The 18,901-nt window shown below is 64.4% G+C and carries 18 protein-coding genes; 13 read left to right on the forward strand and 5 right to left on the reverse strand.

Annotated elements, in window-relative coordinates:
- Positions 1–4: 4 nt before the first annotated feature.
- Genes FB459_RS17740 through FB459_RS05520 form a run of 3 tightly spaced genes read left to right on the forward strand, consistent with a single transcriptional unit; the run spans position 5 to position 4,250 of the window.
- Positions 5–643, forward strand: a complete 639-nt coding sequence (locus FB459_RS17740; protein WP_246092331.1) for an ImmA/IrrE family metallo-endopeptidase — start codon at positions 5–7, stop codon at positions 641–643.
- A complete protein-coding gene (locus FB459_RS05515) occupies positions 640–2,580 on the forward strand; it encodes an ATP-dependent nuclease (RefSeq protein ID WP_141927732.1) in 1,941 nt (646 codons plus the stop codon). Before FB459_RS17740 ends, FB459_RS05515 begins: the two co-directional genes overlap by 4 nt.
- Entirely contained in the window at positions 2,577–4,250 is a 1,674-nt protein-coding gene (locus FB459_RS05520) for a UvrD-helicase domain-containing protein (protein ID WP_141927733.1), read from the forward strand. Before FB459_RS05515 ends, FB459_RS05520 begins: the two co-directional genes overlap by 4 nt.
- Before the next feature lie 67 nt (positions 4,251–4,317).
- On the opposite strand, the gene FB459_RS05525 is transcribed toward FB459_RS05520, so the two are convergent.
- From FB459_RS05525 to hsdR, 4 genes are all read right to left on the reverse strand, one after another.
- Entirely contained in the window at positions 4,318–4,914 is a 597-nt protein-coding gene (locus FB459_RS05525; RefSeq protein ID WP_281279533.1) for a site-specific integrase, read from the reverse strand.
- A gap of 15 nt (positions 4,915–4,929) precedes the next feature.
- The gene (locus FB459_RS05530; RefSeq protein WP_141927734.1) at positions 4,930–5,124 is read right to left on the reverse strand and encodes a type IV toxin-antitoxin system AbiEi family antitoxin domain-containing protein; all 195 of its coding nucleotides are present in this window, start codon (positions 5,122–5,124) and stop codon (positions 4,930–4,932) included.
- Positions 5,125–5,196: 72 nt separating this feature from the next.
- Positions 5,197–5,919, reverse strand: a complete 723-nt coding sequence (locus tag FB459_RS05535) for a type I restriction-modification enzyme R subunit C-terminal domain-containing protein (protein WP_141927735.1) — start codon at positions 5,917–5,919, stop codon at positions 5,197–5,199.
- Positions 5,920–5,923: 4 nt separating this feature from the next.
- Positions 5,924–7,564, reverse strand: a complete 1,641-nt coding sequence (gene hsdR, locus FB459_RS05540) for an EcoAI/FtnUII family type I restriction enzme subunit R (RefSeq protein ID WP_141927736.1) — start codon at positions 7,562–7,564, stop codon at positions 5,924–5,926.
- A gap of 112 nt (positions 7,565–7,676) precedes the next feature.
- Between hsdR and FB459_RS05545 the strand changes: the two genes are divergently transcribed.
- The 6 genes from FB459_RS05545 (at position 7,677) to FB459_RS05570 (ending at position 14,167) form a co-directional block, all read left to right on the forward strand.
- On the forward strand, positions 7,677–8,438 hold the full coding sequence (locus tag FB459_RS05545; protein WP_141927737.1) for a DUF7669 domain-containing protein: 762 nt from the start codon (positions 7,677–7,679) through the stop codon (positions 8,436–8,438).
- 319 nt (positions 8,439–8,757) lie between these two features.
- Positions 8,758–9,540 carry a PIN domain-containing protein gene (locus tag FB459_RS05550; RefSeq protein WP_141927738.1) on the forward strand — a complete coding sequence of 261 codons (783 nt, stop codon included), beginning with the start codon at positions 8,758–8,760 and terminating at the stop codon, positions 9,538–9,540.
- Positions 9,541–9,549: 9 nt separating this feature from the next.
- A complete protein-coding gene (locus FB459_RS05555; RefSeq protein WP_141927739.1) occupies positions 9,550–10,377 on the forward strand; it encodes a TIGR02391 family protein in 828 nt (275 codons plus the stop codon).
- Complete coding sequence (locus FB459_RS05560; RefSeq protein WP_170221742.1) at positions 10,377–11,588, forward strand: DUF4365 domain-containing protein; 1,212 nt, start codon at positions 10,377–10,379, stop codon at positions 11,586–11,588. Before FB459_RS05555 ends, FB459_RS05560 begins: the two co-directional genes overlap by 1 nt.
- Positions 11,585–12,868 (forward strand): hypothetical protein, encoded by a 1,284-nt coding sequence (locus FB459_RS05565; RefSeq protein WP_141927741.1) that lies wholly within the window; start codon positions 11,585–11,587, stop codon positions 12,866–12,868. The genes FB459_RS05560 and FB459_RS05565 overlap by 4 nt, the downstream gene beginning before the upstream one ends.
- Before the next feature lie 996 nt (positions 12,869–13,864).
- Complete coding sequence (locus FB459_RS05570) at positions 13,865–14,167, forward strand: type II toxin-antitoxin system VapC family toxin (protein WP_246092332.1); 303 nt, start codon at positions 13,865–13,867, stop codon at positions 14,165–14,167.
- 53 nt (positions 14,168–14,220) lie between these two features.
- On the opposite strand, the gene glsA is transcribed toward FB459_RS05570, so the two are convergent.
- Positions 14,221–15,195: a glutaminase A gene (glsA, locus tag FB459_RS05575; RefSeq protein WP_141927742.1), complete on the reverse strand. Its 975-nt coding sequence runs from the start codon at positions 15,193–15,195 to the stop codon at positions 14,221–14,223.
- A 235-nt stretch (positions 15,196–15,430) separates the two neighbouring features.
- Here glsA and FB459_RS17510 point away from each other — a divergent pair, with 235 nt between their 5' ends.
- The 4 genes from FB459_RS17510 (at position 15,431) to FB459_RS17205 (ending at position 18,872) form a co-directional block, all read left to right on the forward strand.
- Entirely contained in the window at positions 15,431–15,934 is a 504-nt protein-coding gene (locus tag FB459_RS17510) for a flavin reductase family protein (RefSeq protein ID WP_211345136.1), read from the forward strand.
- Between the two features lie 119 nt (positions 15,935–16,053).
- Positions 16,054–16,938, forward strand: a complete 885-nt coding sequence (gene ppk2, locus FB459_RS05585) for a polyphosphate kinase 2 (protein ID WP_246092333.1) — start codon at positions 16,054–16,056, stop codon at positions 16,936–16,938.
- Between the two features lie 351 nt (positions 16,939–17,289).
- The gene (locus tag FB459_RS05590; protein ID WP_141927744.1) at positions 17,290–18,699 is read left to right on the forward strand and encodes an OFA family MFS transporter; all 1,410 of its coding nucleotides are present in this window, start codon (positions 17,290–17,292) and stop codon (positions 18,697–18,699) included.
- On the forward strand, positions 18,696–18,872 hold the full coding sequence (locus FB459_RS17205; RefSeq protein ID WP_168990254.1) for an MFS transporter small subunit: 177 nt from the start codon (positions 18,696–18,698) through the stop codon (positions 18,870–18,872). The genes FB459_RS05590 and FB459_RS17205 overlap by 4 nt, the downstream gene beginning before the upstream one ends.
- The last annotated feature ends 29 nt before the right edge of the window (positions 18,873–18,901 follow it).

The raw sequence follows: 18,901 nt of genomic DNA on the forward strand, positions 1-18,901 counted from the left end.
GGGCATGTCGATGCACGTCGACGGGGTCTCAGTTCTGAGGGCGAGCCGTCCGGCGCCGGGCGGTGGCGTCCCAGGAGACCGCCAGCGCTTCACCCTCGCCCACGAGCTCGGCCACGTCACTATGCACGCCACCTGGCCTCCGCCTGGCACAGCTGAGCAGGCCAAGGCGATTGAGAAGCAGGCTCATCGCTTCGCCGGCGCGTTCCTTCTCCCTGGGGACGCGTTCCTTAGTGACCTAGAGGCTTTGGGTGGTCGAGTCACGCTCACTACCCTCGCCAATCTCAAGGGCCGGTGGGGCGTCGCCATCAAGGCGATGGTGGTGCGACTTCAGAACCTGGGCCGCATCGACGCCGATCAGGCCCGCAGCTTGTACAAGCAGATATCCGCAAGAGGCTGGAACAAGAACGAGCCCGTGACAGTCGGCAACGAGCGCGCCGTGTGGATGAAGCAGGCGCTTGAGCGGCGATTCCTAGGTGACGCCGACGCTCTGAGCGCGGCGGTACAGCAGTGCGGTCTGGGACGCTCTTACTTCGAGAGTTGGGTGTCATGGGAACCACTGTCGAGCCTCGATGCCGACGTGCTCGACCTGTCGGCCCGGCGACGATCCGGAGCGCTTCCCAAGGGGAGCCGAGACCGGCGATGAGGTTTTCTCAGCTCCGTCTCAGCAACTTCCAGTCGTTCGGTCCTGGACCGACCGCGATCGAGCTCGAGGACGTCACTTATGTCCTAGGGCCTAACGGAGCAGGCAAGACAGCGGTCTTGGAAGCGCTCTCGCGACTCTTTAGCCCGATTCTCGCGCAGCGCAAGATCCGAGTTGAGGACTTCCACGTGCCAGTCGACCGGACGGCTCGCGAGGTTCACGCCGAGCAGCCCAGACTGTGGCTTGAGGTTGACATCGAGTTTCGCGAGGCAGACAGCGACGATGTGCACGCATCCGTTCCGCCGAACTTCTCGCACATGACGATCCAGAGCGAGAACGCTGTTCCTCAGGTGCGAGTCCGCCTGACCGCGGTCCTCGCAGCGGATGGCGAGATCGACGAGAAGATCGAGTACGTCCTAGCTGTCGACGAGGACGACGAGCCAACAAGCTGTGCGGACATGTCGCGATACGACCGCGGCCACATCGAGGTCCACTATCTTCCGGCGCGCCGGGACCCCGCCGACCACATCTCATACACGACCGCATCGCTCATAGGCCGCACCCTTCGGGCGGCCGACTGGAGTACCGAACGCGATTCACTGAACGACCTCATGGCCGACGTAACCGACGTGCTCGTCGGCAACGCCGCCGTTGCGAGAATTGGCACCCAGTTGGCGGAGGAGTGGGCGGGGCTGCACACGGGGTCCTTCTTCGCCGATCCCTCCATTGCCTTCGGGCGTGGTGAGCTTGAGGGAGTCCTGCGTCAGCTGACGGTGACCTTCTCTCCGTCGCACCACGAGGCGCCATTGCCGTTTGAACGGCTCAGCGACGGCCAGAAGTCCCTGCTGTACATCTCGATGGTGCTTGCATGGCAGGGGCTGGCTCGGCAAGTACTCGCCGGCAAGGAACCGTCGCTGGACCCCGATCGCCTGCGGCCGCCCGTCCACACCCTCATCGCGCTCGAGGAGCCCGAGAACAGCCTTGCTCCTCAATACCTTGGTCGGATCATTCGACAGCTGCGCGGAGCCTGTGAGGAGGGCGACGTGCAGGCACTCATCGCCACCCATACACCAGCACTGCTGCGCCGGGTTCACCCTGAGTCGATCTGCTTCCTCCGCCTCGACGCTCAGCGAGAAACGGCGGTGCGCCGCATCATCCTGCCTGACGACGATGAGGATGCGGCAAAATACGTCCGGGAGGCTGTCCAGGCCTACCCGGAGCTTTACTTCTCCAGGTTGGTTGTGTTGGGCGAGGGAGACAGTGAGCAGGTTGTCCTGCCACGTGTCCTGGCGGCGTCAGGTGTTGCGGAAGACGACGCATCGGTCTCTGTGGTGCCGTTAGGTGGTCGCCACGTCAATCACTTCTGGCGGTTGCTGAATGGGCTGGAGATTCCGTTCGTCACGCTACTCGACCTCGACTCGGGGCGTTTCCACGGCGGATGGGGGCGTGTTCGCAACGCGCTGCGGCAGGTCAACAAGATCAACGCGACCCCGCCGTTCAAGGAGGAGGCGATCAGTGCTCTTCCTAAGTGGAACGACGACACTGACTTCCCGAAGCTGGACGATCCCAAGTACGAGGCCGGTCGCGGTCCGGTTGCGGCGCTCGAGCGTCGAGGTGTCTTCTTCTCGGCACCTCTCGACCTTGACCTGATGATGCTTGAGGCATACCCGGATGCGTATGAAGTCGAGGAATCCACACCTGACGAGTCGACAATTGTCGCCGTGCTGGGCAAGAGCCACGTCAATGAGGACCGGCTCGGCGATGACCTCCTAGACCTGTTCGACGACTACCACGCCAAGTTCGACCTCGCGAGCAAGCCAGCGACGCACCTCGCGGCACTATCCCGGTTGACCGACGAGGAGCTCCTCAATGGTCTCCCTGACGTACTCGCCAGACTGGTCGAGCAGGTAGAGGCGAAGCTAGCGGAGTTGCCCGAGTGATCCGGGCAGAGGACTGGCGGCCCGTCGATGACCTCACCCTCGAGCCCAATGCGCTCACCGCCGCGACCACAACCGACTTGAGCGTTGTCGTCGCTGCAGGCCCGGGCGCCGGCAAGACCGAACTCCTGGCGCAGCGCGCGGACTTCCTGTTGCGTACCGGTGAGTGCCCCTACCCACGGCGGATTCTCGCCATCTCCTTCAAGGTCGACGCCGCCCGAAACCTCAGGGAACGTGTACGCAAGCGATCGGGAGCGCAGCACGCGGCACGGTTCGACAGCTTCACATTCCATGCCTTCGCCAAGCACCTGATCGACAATTACCGGCCAGCGCTAACTGGTCAGAACGAGCTGCAGCCCGACTATCGCATCGATGCTGGCACTCGCGTCCACGGCGTGCAGATCACGTTCGATGACCTCGTTCCACTCGCACTCGAGATCCTGGAGAACAACTCGTACGCCCGAGGCGCTCTGCGCCAGACCTACAGCCACGTGTTTCTGGACGAGTTCCAGGACGCCACCAGGAACCAGTATCAGCTCGTGAGAACCGCCTTCCTGGGCACGAACGCGAAGCTGACAGCTGTCGGGGACGTCAAGCAACGAATCATGGCTTGGGCCGGCGCTCTCGACGGGATCATGAAGAGGTTCTCTGAAGACTTTGGCGCGGCGTCGTTGCCTCTCTACCAGAACTTCCGGGCCGCGCCGCGCCTTCGTCGAATGCAGAACCGCATGATCGCGGACATGGATCCCGCAGCCGCCAGCCCAGATGAGGACCTCTTGGGCGACGAGGGTGTCATTCGCGTGCTCCATTTCGACAGCCAGATCGAAGAAGCAGCGGCAGTCGTGGATCTCATCGATGGCTGGCTCGATAATGGCGTGCCGCCAAGCGAGATAGCAGTCTTGGTCCGCCAGCAGTCCAAGCAGGTGACCGAGGCGCTTGCGGAGGAACTCCATGATCGCGGCATTGCGTACCGCAACGAGCAGGAGAGTCAAGATCTAGCCGCCGAGCCCGCCGCGGCAATGATCTTCAACTTCATGTGGGTCGTGGCTGGCGAGCGCAATCCCGAGGCGTACGCCGAACTGGTGCGAGTCGCCTCGCGCGCCAGCGCATCTGAAGAAGCAGCGCGTCAGTTCGACAGCCAGCTCAAGCGAGTACTCCGGGGCGCGCGGGCACGGGTCCAGATGCCCTCGTTCGCGCGAGAAGACGTCGCTGCCTGGCGGCCAGTCATCACCGAGTTCCTGGACGTCGTGACGCGCCCAGTGATCAACGCCTTGTCGCCGGCTTACCAACAAGGCACCCGACTTGATGAGGTCATTGAAGGCGCTATGGAGGCGCTCGGAAGAGAGTTGGCCGTAGACGGGAGCCCTGTGGAAGCACTCAAGCGGCTATCCGAACTAGACGCGGTGCGGATTCTGACGATCCACAAGTGCAAGGGCCTCGAGTTTGAGAAGGTGATTGTGCTTGGAGTCGAGGAGGAGCTCTTCTGGGGCGACGCGGCTACATCGGAATTCTTCGTCGCGATCTCGCGAGCCAAGGAAGAACTAGTAATGACAAGTGTCGACTTTCGCGCGAGGCCGAGCACCCCCGTCAAGTACTGGCGCGAGAACCGGTCCACTCACGCCGAGTTCCTCGCCTATGCGGATGACGACCGTAGGGACGAGCAACCCTTCTGAGGCATTCCTATCTGCGGCAAAGGATGCCATGGGAGTGCCATACCCCCGGTGACTGCGGTCCGTTGCTCTACTCGGCGAGCATCACGGCGGCCGCGCCGAGAGAGGCGGACATGATCGACTCCGCTGCGTTCCTGGTGCGGTCCTCGGCGGTCGGCCAGAGGTGGGCGTAGGTGTTGAGCGTCGTGGTCGCCTTCGCATGGCCGACCGAGCGTTGCACAGTCACCACGTCGCACCCTGCGGCGATGAGCCCGGAAGCGTAGAAGTGCCGCAGGTCGTGAAGCTTGATGCCGCACAGGCCGGCGTCGCGCAGCGTCTTGCGCCACCAGTAGCCGACGGTGTTCTGGTGCGGAGGGTTGTCACCCTCCCCGCCGAAGAGCCACCGATCCTTGCCGGTGGTGCCGTGAGTGGTGACGTGTTCGGCGAGCACGTTGACCAGGCTGTCAGCGAGGTAGACGACGCGTTCTGATCCGTACTTCGGGGCCCGAACGTCGATCGCGCCGCCGTTGACGCGCTGGACTTGGCGGGAGACCTTCAGCGACCTGCGGAGGAAGTCGACGTCGCCAAACTGGACCCCGGCGGCCTCGCCGAGCCGCAGGCCGGCGAAGGCGCAGAGGGCGATGAACGGCTGGAACCGGTCGTCGGCCACGGCCATGAGCTGCCCCACCTCCTCCGGAGGTCCTCAGGAGCAGAGGGGCCAGTCGGGAAGCCGGAAGAGGCCGCGGTCGACACGCAGCCAGTTGCCACTGTCGGCGTGGTATTTCTGTGCCTGATAGCTGTAGCCAAGGTCGAGCGCCTGGGCGGCGGTGAAGTAGCCAACCTGGCTGAACGCAAGGCGCTGGAGGGCCAGCCTTAGGTCCTGTCGTGTGCCGGCCACGGCTTCAGCATAGCACCACGCGAACTCAATATAGACTTTAGTTCTACGTAGCCCGCGTCGCTAAAGTAAAACTCACGCTGAGTACAGCCACTCTTGAAGTTCGCTGATTGCCTGACGCCACCCCTCGACACCGCCGAAGTGCCGTGCCGCTTCGACCGGTGAGCCGAAGTTGCTCAAGGGCGGCACTTGGAAGGCGTAGACGTGGGTCATCTCCTCGACGCCGTACTCCTCGTAGCGGTCGAGGAGGGCGGAGATGATCTCGCGCGCGGTCGGCACCAGCGCTTCGAGATCGTTGGCGTGGTCCTCGCGCGCCAGCCGAGCGCGTTCGGCCCTGGTCCGTTGGGGGACGTTCCATGCCGCGTGTGCGAGGACGTCGAACGGGTCAGTATCGGTCGAGAGCTCGAGGCGCCTCGCCATCTCCTCGATGGAGACGCCGCGGGACGCGAGGCCCTCCTCCAGAACCGCACGTAGCTGGGGATCGGCCCAGCGTGCGCGAAGATCATCGATGGTCGGACACAGCACGCGGACCTGGCCGGCCAGATAGTCCGCGTACTCCACGAGGCGGAGGGCGCCCGTGCTGGTGTCGGCGACGTAGTAGGCCTCGGCGGTAACCGTGACCTCCGTGCCGTCGACGTAGTACTTCCGCGCTGGGGGCTGGTCGAGTTCTCCCTCGGACTGGCTGCGGTCGGAGTCGGGCTCCGGTTCGCCCAGCGACGGCATCGAGGGGGCGACGTCTCCGGCGTCGCTCTCGACGATCTCGCCGCACTCGTCGATGCGCTCGGTCCGGATGCGCACCGGCTCACCATCGAAGCCTGGATCGGAGAAGAGGACAGACGCGCCAACGTAGTCCACGATCTCGAAGGAGTACTTGTCGTTGTCGGGGTACAGACGCGAACCTCGTCCGACGATCTGCTTGAACTCGACCGATCGAGCCGATCGGGCGAAACAGGACGACGTACTTCAGGTCCTGGACGTCGATGCCGGTGGACAGCATCCGCGATGTCGTGGCGACGACGGGGGACGACGACTCCGGGTCACACAATCGGTCGAGTTGACGCCGGCCGGTCTCGCCTTCGGCACTGACGATCCGGACCACCCAGAAGGGATCGGCCGCCACCTCCGGCAGATTGTGCGCCACCATGGCCTGCCGCATCTGCTCCGCATGTTCGGAGTCGACGCAGAACACGACGGCACGCCCGGGGCGATCGCGGAAGATCTGAGTGAGGTGCCGAGCCGCAGCGTCCGTTCGGCGCAGGAGAGACACGAGGCGCTCAAAGTCACGGGTCGTGTAGAGACCATCCGGGATGTCCCGACCAAAGGTGTCGACCTCGCCTGGATCGGGCCGCCAGCCTTCGGCATCGGGAGTCAGTACGACGCGCCGCACGGTGTACGGGGCGAGGTAGCCGTCCTCGATGCCCTGGCGCAGGGAGTACTCGAACACCGGCTCGCCGAAGTAGTCGTACGTGTCGACGTTCTCGTCGCGTTTTGGCGTGGCGGTCAGGCCGAGGTGGACTGCGGACGTGAAGCGGTCGAGCACCGCACGCCACGATGACCCGGGCACGGAGCCGCGGTGGCACTCGTCGACGATCACCACGTCGAAGAAGTCCGGCGGGTAGCCCTCGAACGTCGACTCAGCGTCGTTGCTGTTCTTCAACGACTGGTAGGTGGCGAAGTAGATCTCTCGACCCATGACGGCGTGCCCCTGGATGCGCGTCGCGCCCTCACCGAACACGGGTCGGAAGTAGCCATTGAGCGGGGACTTGATGAGCGCGTCGCGGTCAGCGACGTAGAGGATTCGTCGGGGTCGCTCGGCATCGACAGCCCGCCAGTACGAGAGGAGTTTCCAGCAGAGCTGTAGTGCGGTGAGGGTCTTGCCAGAGCCCGTGGCCATCAGCAGCAGCACACGAGGCTCGCCGGCGAGGATGGCACGCAGGACGCGGTTGATCGCGACCACCTGGTAGTAGCGCAGCTGCCGTATGGATCCGTCGGCGTTGGTCAGGGTTTGCGAGAGGGGCTGGGAGAGCGCCGACCGCGCCTCCTCATCCAGGTGGTGGTGGCGGGCGTATCGGTCCCAGAGCTCGGGTGGGGTCGGGAAGGCGTCCAGGTGTCGCTCGGTCCCCGTCGATAGGTCGCGCTCGATGATGGCGTGACCGTCCGAGGCGATCGCTGTCGGGAGGTCGAGGGCGACGGCGTACTCGATGGCCTGCTGGAGTCCCTGTCCGGGGCTCGAGTACTCGCGCTTCGCCTCCACCACCCCAACGGGCAGGCCGGGCACGATCTCAAGCAGGTAGTCGACCCGGCTATCGCCACCGAGGGTGGTGTTGGTGGCAAGGTCCGAGCGGACCACGTACTCGGTGCGGAAGCTGTCCGCCCAGCCGGACTCCACCAATCTCGGAACGACGAACTCGCGGCAGGTGTCCCGCTCGTTTCGCCCCGTCATGCTCAAAGGCTAAGGGGACGCGCAGTGGAGCCGCCGGAACTTGGCGTCCAAGAGGGCCGGAACGCAGCACGGAAGCACGCGCGCTGTCGGAGGCCTGTGGAACTCTTGCGGCGTGAGCGACATAGAAACGATGACGGTGTGGGAACTCCTCCGGGACTACGCCGCGACCCAGTCCGGGGCCTTCACTTCGCAAGAGGCGCTCTCGTGGTTTCGCCGCCACGCGCCCGACAAGGCCAACGAGCGGACCATTCGCACTCACATCCGCGGCGCATCTTGGAACGTGGATAACCGCTCCCAGTTCTCGTCCAAGGAGCCGTTCCTGACCAAGCTCGACCGAGGTCTGTTCCGGCGAGCGCGCCCCGAGGAGATCGAAGGCTGGCGAGCAGATGTCCCCGCTCCGGCGGTTACACCGCTGCCGTCTGTCCCAGCAGAGGGGGACCCGGCGTCGGAGTGGCACACGGAGGAGAACACCCAGCGCCTTCTCGTTGAATGGCTCGCTGATGAGGGATGGACCATCGTCCGAACGGCGAACACGGCGACGCGCGAGCACGGCCTCGATGTCGTTGCCGAGCGCGACGGTCAGCGCCTCGGGGTTGAGGTGAAGGGCTACCCGTCTCGCTTCTATGTCGCCGGTCCGAAGAAGGGCCAGGTGAAGACCAGCACACCCAAGGAGCAGGCGAAGAAGTGGTACGCGCACGCGCTGGTGCCGGCCATGCGACTTCGGACGCAAGAGCCCGACTCGCTGTCGGTGATGTGCTTCCCCGACTTCCCTGTGTACCGGGCTTTGTACGCGGACACAGCTCTGTCGTTGCGCGCGGCGGCCATCGAGGTTTGGGTGGTCTCGCAGAACGGCGGAGTCGAGCGTATCGACTAGTCCTCGCTGCGGAGCGGATCGAGGCGAGGCCTCACTCCGACTCTGAGGCCGAAGCGGTGATCGCCGAGCTCGACCAGATGCGGAGGCGCGCAACACCTCCCCAGGCCGCAAGTAGTCCCGCAAGGAATCCGGCAGAAACAGAGATCACCAACGACGCCCGACGCTCATGCGATGGCCCCGCCAGTGAAAGAGTCAGCCTCTGCAAGACGTGTAACCGCAAGCCGCCGCCAGCTCATCTACATGAACTAAGGAAGGGAACCACGTGCTGCTTCCTGCAATCGTTCCTCTTCCGGGGGTCCCGCTTTCGAATGCTATCGAGATGGTTCAGCACTGGAAGTACGAACTGGAGAGGGTCCGCCAGTCATCCGCCGAGGAGAGCCTCGCGACCTACCAGCGGTGGGCGCCTCTGGCCTCCGAGGTTCTCGGCTCGACGTTCGGCTTGTTCGAGCTTGAGTCTCTGATCGCTACGCTTCGTCACGACACACTGCTGCAGCTGCACGCTGGTGACAGCCACTCGCTCATCAACGGAGTGATCAGCGCCGAGCTGACCGATCGGATGAGGGCGTTCGACGTCCTACTCCAGTCCCTGAAGGACCTGGACGCACGGTGCAATGCCCTTCCGAAGTCGTACTCGCCCTCCGTCCTGGTCCCGGACACCAACGTCTTGCTCCACCAGGACGAGCCGTTCGACGAGCTGGACTGGAAGGCCCTGATCCCAACCTCGGACGACGTGCGGGTCGTGATCCCGATGGTGGTGATCCGCGAGTTGGACCGCCACAAGCGCTCGCCGGCCAACAACGTCGTGAGCCGCAACAACAAGGAAGCTGTTCGAGATCGTGCGCGCCGCACATCGAGAGAGTTGGGCGTGCTCTTCGCTCGACCCATGGACGTCGTGACTCTTCACCCGAGAGCGGTGACGATGGAGCTTCTACTCGATTCGGTCGGACACGTTCCTGCCGGGGACCCAGACAGGGAGCTGATCGAGCGAGCGTCAGCGTTGAAGGGCGTCACCGATCGGAACGTCGCGATCGTGACGAGCGACAACGGCATGAAGTTCGCTGCTGCCGTAGCCGGCATCGACGTCATCAGCACGAACAATTAGCGGGGACACGTGGAAGCCAGGAAGAACCCGGAGTATCTGCGCTCCGTGCAGACGGCCGTGATCCAGTTCAAGGAGGTGCTGCAGGAGTACCTGGAAGCCCATGTCTTCAACCAGTTCATGGCTCGCGGCATTGCTCCCGCGATCCTGCCCCGGGAGGGGTCAACGGACGAGCAGATCGCACATCTCGCTACGTCGGTGGGGCAAGCGGCGGGGCGGGCTGCGAAGGCCCCTGGCCTCACCGGGTGCTACTACGAGGTGCAAAAAGTGGGCCGTGTAGACCCGATCGCAGCCTGGGCGTCGATGGCACAGCCGAAACCGGTACTCGAACCGCGCAACATCCTAGACGCATGCGATCAAATGATCGGGCGCCTCGACGGAATGATCCTCGAGGCGGAGGCCGAGGCACCACCGATCCTGGGCGCCGAGGCGATGCACCCACTGATCTGGGGTTCGGCTGCGCCGCTCTGGAAGGACCGCCACTTCCGTCAGGCTGTCGCCGCTGCTGCGGAGTCGCTGGCCTCCCAAGTCAAGGTGCGCACGAGTCGCTTCGACGTAGCCGAGACTGCGCTCTGGCAAGAGGTCTTCTCGGACAAGCCGCCGGCACCTAGCAAGCCGCGGTTGCGATGGGCCGGTGATCCGACCGATCGCACCGTGAAGAACATGAACGACGGCCTGCGTCAGTTCGCTCCTGGTGTGCAGATGCTCGTGCGCAACCTGGCGACCCACACGACAGGGGAGTGGGAAGAGCAATGTGCCCTGGAGAATCTGCCAACGTTGAGTCTTCTGGCCGGGTGGGTCAGCCAGTGCGATCTCGTCGAGGCGGATGGAGAGGCCTGATGGCGGCAAGGGAGACAAGGGCAACGAAGACCGCCAAGAAGGCGCCCGCCAAGCCAGCTCACCGCAAGCGGCGCAACTCCACGCTGCTGCAAGGCGACGTGGGGGAGAAGATCGTCGCGGACGCCATGCCTGGGCAATGGTTGGTTAGGAAGGTCGATAAAGACTTCGGTATCGACCTTCACGTCGAGGTCTTCGATTGGGTGCCCGATGACCCAACCGCGGCGGATACGTTGGGGGAGCACTTCTTCGTTCAGGTGAAGTCTCAGGCGACGCTCAAGACCGTCAGGCACGTCGCCCATAGCCGAGGCAACGTGGCCAAGTACGTCCCAGATCCTGGCGAAGGGGATGCCGTCGAGTTCAGGGTTGTTGCGTGTTCCCTCGAGGTGGGCGAGCTAATGACCGTCGAGGCGATGGGCAACGCCGTCCCCGTACTCCTGTGCGTCGCCGCGGTCGACACCGGGGACGTCTACTACCTGTGTCTGAACGACTACATCTCCAAGGTGCTGCTGCCTAACAACCCGAACTACGCCGCCGAAAACCAACACATCACCGTTCACCTGCCGACGTGGAACGTTCTCGACCGAGACGACGACAGCATTGGGTATCTCTGGCTGCTCGCTCGACGTCCGAAGTTCTACTCGGCGTTCAACACGTTCAGCTATCAAAGCCATGAGATGGACTACGTCCATGATCAGCTGCTGCACCTGACCTGGGCGATGGATGACGACGCCGCGCTACCTGTCCCGGACGACATCATCACGATGCTCGAGGTCTTCCTGAAATCCAACCTGCGCCTCGACATTTGGGAGCCAAGCGGACCAGCCTACTGGTCTCCCCTCGACGACGTTCAGAAGGACTTTCTCACCCTCCAGGCGGCTTTGCCCCAGCTTCGCGAGCCGCACAGCGCTGGCCGTCTGATGGCGGTGGCAATGCAGCTGATCCAGTCATTCAACCGCGCAGCGAACCTCGGGCGTATGTACGAGGAGCTTTGTCGTGAGTGGCGCTTACCAACCGCTCTCGCCGTCTTGATGGACGATCATCCTGGGCTCAAGTACAGACCCGAGGCCGTGCCCAAGGTGATCAAGAAGCGTCCTGCCAGAGAAGCTCCCGCTAAGGCGACGAAGGCTGCACCGGCTAAGAAGACCGCCGCAGCGAACAAGAGGGGCGCAGCGCCGACTAGTAATTCCGCAGCCAAGAAGGCCAGCTCATGACGTTGCACCTGCTCGTCGAACTCGTGAACTCCGTGCCGACGCCGATGCCGTCACCGAGTCCCGGTCTCGAGGGAGGCGGTGGGGCGACCACGCCCTCGTCCACGCCCGCATGGGTCCCGTACCTCACCCTCATCGCAGCGGTACTGGCAGCGGGTGTCGCCTTCTTCGCAGCCATCTTGCAGAGAAGGTCCGGTAGGGAGTCAGCCGAGGCCGCTCGTGCGTCAGCCAATGCCGCAAAGAAGAGTTCCCAAGCGTCGGAGCGGTCGGCAAAGGCTGCCGAGGACTCGGTGGCGCTCAACGCCGAGACGTCGCGAGCTACCGCTGAGCGACTCGACTCCGAGGCGTTGGGGAAGCGGTTTCAAGACGCCGCTTCGCAGCTCGGCAACGCCAACGCAGCGGTCAGGCTCGCCGGGGTCTACTCGTTGGCTCGGTTGGCGGATGATTGGCCGGAGCAGCGCCAAACATGTGTCAACGTTCTCTGCGCGCTGCTCCGGATGCGACCGCAGATGAAGACCTACACGGAGGAGCAGCACTACCCAGTTGAGTTGCCCGACGACGGTGACCAACAGGTGCGCCGGACGGTCAGTGATCTCATTAGCAACAGGGTCACTGGCACGGACGCCCTGTGGGCGACGTGCGACTTCGACCTCACCTACGCCCATCTCGTCGACTTCAGGTTGCGAGACGCCACCATCAGCGGGCGATTCATCATGAACGGCGCCACCATCGAGCGGGACTGCTCGTTCACCCGCACGGTGTTCGGGGGCGGCCTCGACGCACAGGAACTCAGGATCAACGGGACCCTCAAGCTCACCGACGTGTTACCTGGTCCCGGCAAGACCGTGTCGCTGACCGGCTCGTACATCGATGAAGGGGCCACGCTCGACTTCGTGCTTTCCAAGCCGCCTCCGGCAACAGAGCAGTGGGCGGTATGGCCAACCAAGATCGTTTGTCGGGGCGAGCTCATTCTCAAGGTCACCAAGACCACTTACGAGCAGGCGACGTTCCACGTCCCCGGGTTGCAGCTCGAGCCCACGGCGAGCTTCCGGATCATTCAGACGCCTGCGTCCGAAGCGGACAGCTCGAAGCTCCCGAAGATCGAAGCGAAGGAATGGTCAACGACTGCCTCCGCGAAGATCGCGATACCCGGGTCGATCCGAAAGAAGCACATCTTCAAAGCGTCCGAGTGGACCGGTGTTCCGCAACCTCAGTTCGAGTACGCGTACGTGACGCCGCCCGACATCGATGCGATCTTGGGGTTGGACGATAACGATGCCTGACGGCGCGAAGCGAACATTGGGTGGGGCTTTGCCTAGCCCACGGTCTTCGTGATTGGTGCACGCCTTGACGTGCCACTCTCACTCGTCGAGTTGTTGGTCGCCGCGCCGACGCCCTTACCCGGTCCTCGCACTGGTTTAGGGGGAGGCTCGGGCACGACGACACCCATGACGAGTTCATGCGTGCAGTACGCGGACTGCTCGGCCGTCAGCGCTGTTGCCGTCAGGGGCCATTGTGGCACTCGCTGCCCTGCCCGAGAGTCCGGAGAAGATCAGGCGGAGGAGCTCATTCAAGGGTGTGGCTCGCCTACCCTCAGTCCGCAAGAAGTCCGCAAGAAGTCCGGCCGAGACCGACGATCGTCAACGACGCTCAACGCTGCGGTGAACGTGTTTCCGCAGGTCAAACCGTGTTTTCCGGCACCGACCGGCGATGACCAACAACAGCCGAAACCCCGCGTGATCGTTCCGCTTCAATGTCTGAAGTTGCTCGTCTTCGCGCGTGAAGATTTTCGATCGGGATCACCGGTGTGCAGGTGCCCGCTGTGTCGATCGCCGAGGGCGAGTCGCCTGAGGATGCCGTCGTACGCGGGGTTGAGGAGCAGGGGGCCGGCATCACGGCCAGGATCGTTCGCTCGCTCGGACTTGAGTCGTACGACATGTGGCCCGCAAAGCCCGAGGTTAACGAACGGCACTTCTTCCAGCTCGTCAATTGGACGTGCTGGTAGATGTCGCTGGGGGATGCTCGCGTTCTCTGCGTAGGCCTTGGCGCACGCCTTGGAAGCACTGAGAGCGATGGTGGCCTCAAAGGTCACCCTGCGCCTGCATGACTTACTTGTCCTTTGCTGGGAGGGTCGACGCACCCCTGAGGTAGGTACGTTCCTACAGGACGCTCGGTCATGACGACGATGAGTGCACGCGAGTTCAATCGCGACGTCAGCGCGGCCAAGCGGGAGGCTGCGCGGGGTCCGGTGGTGATCACGGATCGCGGCGAGCCGGCGTGTGCTCGAGGTCGAGATGGGGATCGCCCGCCTCGGTCGTCGGGACGTGGAGCAAGCGCAGCGTCTGCGCACATGGCTTGAGGACGACCTGCTCGCAGTGTTCGACGGCCGGATACCCTCGATCGACGTCCCGGTAGCCCAGCGGGCGGCACGGCTTCACGTCCCGGACCCGCGGCCCGAGCGGGATGCTCTGATCGCAGCGACGGCCACCGTGCATGGACTGACCGTCATCACACGCAACGTCGCGGACTTCGAACCGATGGGGGTGGCGCTCATCAATCCGTGGAGTCATGTCGGCGGCTGACTGCCGGCCTGGGCACTGCGACAGGGCATCGAAACACTGCCGGGTTCAGCCGGCTACTTCTTCTTCGACAGCCGGTGCCAGAGCGTGTCCTGACGGTGCGGGTCATCCAGCAGGTGCAGGTCGAGTTCGTCGCTGAGGCGCTTGAAGGCCGCACGGCCGCGGACGCTGGTGCCGTGGGCGTCCAGCCGCGGTGAATAGGTGGCCAGACCGGCGCGACCGGGGAGGGCACCGACGATCGAACCGGCGACACCGCTCTTGGCAGGAATGCCGATCTCGGACATCCAGTCGCCGGCCGAGTCGTACATGCCGCAGGTCATCATCACGCTCATCGCCTGACGGGCGACGTGGACGGGCATGATCTGTTCCTCGGTGCCGGGCCGGTAACCGCCATTGGCCAGGGTCGCCGCCATCGTCGCAAGATCGCGAACGGTCACCAGGATCGAGCACTGGCGGGTGTAACCGGTCACCACTTCGAACGGGTCGTCCGGCAGCACGTCCTCGGCACGCAGCATGTGAGCGATCGCGAGGTTCCGATTCGCCTGTGCGAGTTCATCTTTCGCGGCGTCTTCGTCGACCGTGAGTTTGCGTCCGGCCATCGCGGACAGCCGCTCTACGATGCGGTCGACCCGTTCTTCCGGCTTCGCCTTGGCTCCTGCGACGAGGCCGTGGATGGTCAGCGCGCCGGCGTTGATCATCGGATTGCGCGGACGCTTGCTCTCGGGTTCGACCGAGACGACGTTGTACGCCTCGCCGGACGGTTCGACGTCGACAGCGCGCAACACTTCGCCGATTCCGTGCTCCTGCAACGCAATTGCGTAGACGAAAGCCTTCGACACCGACTGGATGGTGAACTCGTGCTCGTCATCTCCTGCCGAGTGGATCTCGCCGTCCGTGGTGCACAGTGCCGCGCCGAAGAGGCCGGGGTCGGCCTCGGCGAGCGCCGCCGGTGCCTGCTCGACCTCGCCGCCGGCTTCGTCCCGCAGTTCGTCCAGCGTGCGTGCGAGGTACTCGTCGAAGTTCTCAGCCATCGTTCGAGCCTACGGTCGGAGACAGCCGATCAGGACATCGAGTGTGGCGGGTGTTCAGCCACCCGCAGTGGTTCGGTCAAGCCCTCGTACGCGCGCAGATCGACGGACGGGTGGTCGGCATGCTCGCCAACTCATTGCCGTCGGTCTCTCGACCCGCTGTTGGTCTCGCTCGCGTTCTCCCGGACCTCGACGATAGGGCCGGTCCTGCGAGAGGTGAAGCGCCGGGGGCATCAGCGTGCTGGGTGATCGGCACGCCGATCTGGTCTCACTTCTGTCGCGTCCGACGGCGTCGCGCTTCGAGGGCATCGAGTTCGCGATCTGCGCCGACGGGGCCGCGGTCCTTCCGCAGGCGCTCGCATCATTCACCGTCGACCGCCACGCGCAGATCGACGCGGGCGACCACGTCCTCATCATGCTGCACGCGCTGCAACTGCACCGCGACCCGCAGCAGGCCGCCACGCGTCTTTACCTGGCCGACGCAGACACGCCGGACATCCGTCTCGGCAAAGTGCACGGCACGCTCATGGTCGACGTAGTGGCGACCAACGCGAAGCTGCAACGTCGCGCCTTGCGCATCGTGACCGAGACGACCGGCACGACGACGCCGCCGCCGCTGCGGCGCTCGCAGCCTGTGACGGCAACGCGAAGTCGGCCATTGCCTCCGTACTGCTGGACATCCCGGCCGAGGAGGCAGTGCGTCGGCTCGCTGCGGTGGACGGACATCTCGCGCGTGTCCTGAGCGGCAGCGAATAGCCGCTCACGCGGGAATTGCGCTGCGCCGGAATCGGTTTCAGGTATTCGTCCGTAACAGGCGCCGAAAGGTCGCCGGGGTGATGGAATGGACTCATGGTGCAGCACATGAACCTTCGTGAGTACATCGACAAGCTGAAGACCGAGGGCTACTCGGTCGCCGGCGCGAGCGAGGAAGACCCGGTGCTGATCGCACCCGACGGCAAGGCTGTCGAGACCTGGCGCCAGGGCTACCCGTACGAAGAGCTTCTCGACCGGGACGTGTACGAGGAGGAGAAGTACAAGCTGCAGGTCGAACTGCTGAAGTTCCAGTACTGGACGCAGGACGTCGGCGCCAAGCACGTCATCGTCTTCGAAGGCCGCGACGCCGCCGGCAAGGGCGGCACGATCAAGCGCTTCGTCGAGCACCTCAACCCGCGTGCCGCCCGTGTGGTCGCGCTCAACAAGCCGTCCAACACCGAACAGGGCCAGTGGTACTTCCAGCGCTACGTCAACCACCTGCCGACCGCCGGTGAGATCGTGATGTTCGACCGCAGTTGGTACAACCGCGCGGGTGTCGAGCGCGTCATGGGCTTCTGCACCGACGAGGAGTACGACGTCTTCATGCGCCAGGCGCCCCGCTTCGAGCGGATGCTCGTCGAGAGCGGCACGACCGTCACCAAGTTGTGGTTCTCGGTGACCCAGGACGAGCAGCGCACCCGCTTCGCGCTGCGCCAGATCGACCCGGTGCGTCAGTGGAAGCTGTCGCCGATGGACCTGGAGAGCCTCGACCGGTGGGAGGCCTACACCAAGGCCAAGGAAGCCAACTTCGAGCTAACCGACAAGCGGTACGCGCCCTGGATCGTGGTGAAGAGCAACGACAAGAAGCGGGCTCGCATCAACGCGATGCGCGCCTTCCTGCACCAGTTCGACTACGAGGACAAGGACGAGTCCGTCGTCTTCGCCCCCGACCCGAAGATCGTGACTCGCGCGAAGCACACCGTCGGCGACTGATCGGCGGTCCCCGCCCCCCCGCGTTTCAGGTCACAGTTTCGTCGAGCCTGCGGCGGCCGGTCCGGCGCGGTCCAGAGTTCGGCGGGCACGCTCGGGAAACCCACGACCGGGCGCGTCCAACCTCAACTACGTCAAGGACGGCACGATCGCCAATCAGGCGATCGTCAGAGTGGGCTCCGACGGCAAGATTGCCCTTTTTCACCGCAGCGTCGGCCCATGTGCTCGTCTATCTCACTGGGTCCGGCCCTTTCGTCGTGCGTTCCGGTCCGGTCGGCGAGAAGCACGGTGTGGCAGTGCGCCGCTCGCTATCAAGGCGTGGTGTGATGCATGGCACAAACGAAAGGAGGGACGATGGCGTTCCTGGACAAACCGAGCTCGGTCGCACCACCGGACTACAGCCGCTGGCTCATTCCGCCGGCGGCGCTCGCGGTACACATGTCGATCGGGCAGGTGTACGCGTTCTCCGTCTTCAAGGCCTCATTGGTGGCCCGCTTCGACTCCTCACAGACCGCGGTCGCGTGGGTCTTCTCGATCGCGATCGTCTGCCTGGGTCTGTCCGCGGCGATCGGCGGAAGCTGGGTCGAGCGCAACGGTCCGCGACGGGCGATGCTGGTCTCCGCCGTCTTCTGGTTCACCGGCTTCCTGGTGGGCTCGCTCGGCATCGCCACCGGTCAGCTCTGGCTGCTCTACCTCGGGTACGGCATTCTCGGCGGCATCGGTCTGGGCATCGGCTACATCTCACCGGTCTCGACGCTGATCAAGTGGTTCCCCGACCGCCCGGGCCTCGCGACCGGAATGGCGATCATGGGATTCGGCGGTGGCGCCCTCGTCGCCGCGCCGCTGTCGAACTCGCTGATGCAGCGCTTCGACGGTGACTTCGACCCCACCGCGAAGGGTTCGGTCGCCTCGACGCACGCGTTGACGATGACCTTCCTGACGCTCGGCGTCATCTACCTGATCTTCATGATGATCGGTGTCGCACTGATCAGATTGCCGCAGGGATACGGCGGACACGACGACACCGTCGCCCACCATCCCGGACGAAACGGCGCACTGGTGCGGGCGAACGAGGCGATCAAGACCCGCCAGTTCTGGCTGTTGTGGATCGTGTTGTTCTGCAACGTGACTGCCGGTATCGGCATCCTCGAGCAGGCCGCCCCCATGATCCAGGACTTCTTCCGCAGCGGCGGCAGCTCGGCGATCACCGCAGCCGTCGCGGCCGGGTTCGTCGGCATGCTCAGCCTGGCCAACATGGGCGGACGCTTCGTCTGGTCGGCACTGTCGGACTACATCGGACGCAAGCCGATCTACATGTTGTACCTGGGTGTCGGAGCGGTCATGTACCTGCTGCTCGCCTCGACCGGACACAAGGCGACGTGGATGTTCGTCGTCTTCGCGCTGGTGATCATCTCCTTCTACGGCGCCGGCTTCGCGACCGTCCCCGCCTATCTGAAGGACCTCTTCGGCACGCTGGAAGTCGGCGCGATCCATGGCCGGTTGCTGACCGCGTGGTCGGCGGCGGGTGTCGCCGGACCGCTGATCATCAACGGCTTCCTGGATGCCGCCGGTAAGCCAGGATCGCTCACGGCGGCCGATTACCGTCCGGCGATGTTCACGATGGTCGGTGTGCTGGCGGTCGGCTTCGTCGCCAACCTGCTGATCACCGTCGTGAACGAGAAGCACTTCGACCAGCTCGCCGAGCCGGAGAAGAATTACCGCTCGCGCGATGCAGCCGCAGCGACCACGGGAGGATTCGAATGAGCAACAACGAGATTCGGGAAGAACCCCGGGACGAGGTCCGGCACGAGCAGGTGCCGGGTCAGCACGCGAGCACCAGTCCGCTGATGGTCGCCCTCGCGTGGGCGCTCGTCGCGATGCCGCTGCTCTACGGGCTGTGGCAGGCCGTCATCAAGGCGTCCAAGCTGTTCGCCTGAACAAACGCGAATCGGCCGGCCGGGAGTCA

Source organism: Yimella lutea (assembly GCF_006715095.1).
GTDB lineage: Bacteria > Actinomycetota > Actinomycetes > Actinomycetales > Dermatophilaceae > Yimella > Yimella lutea.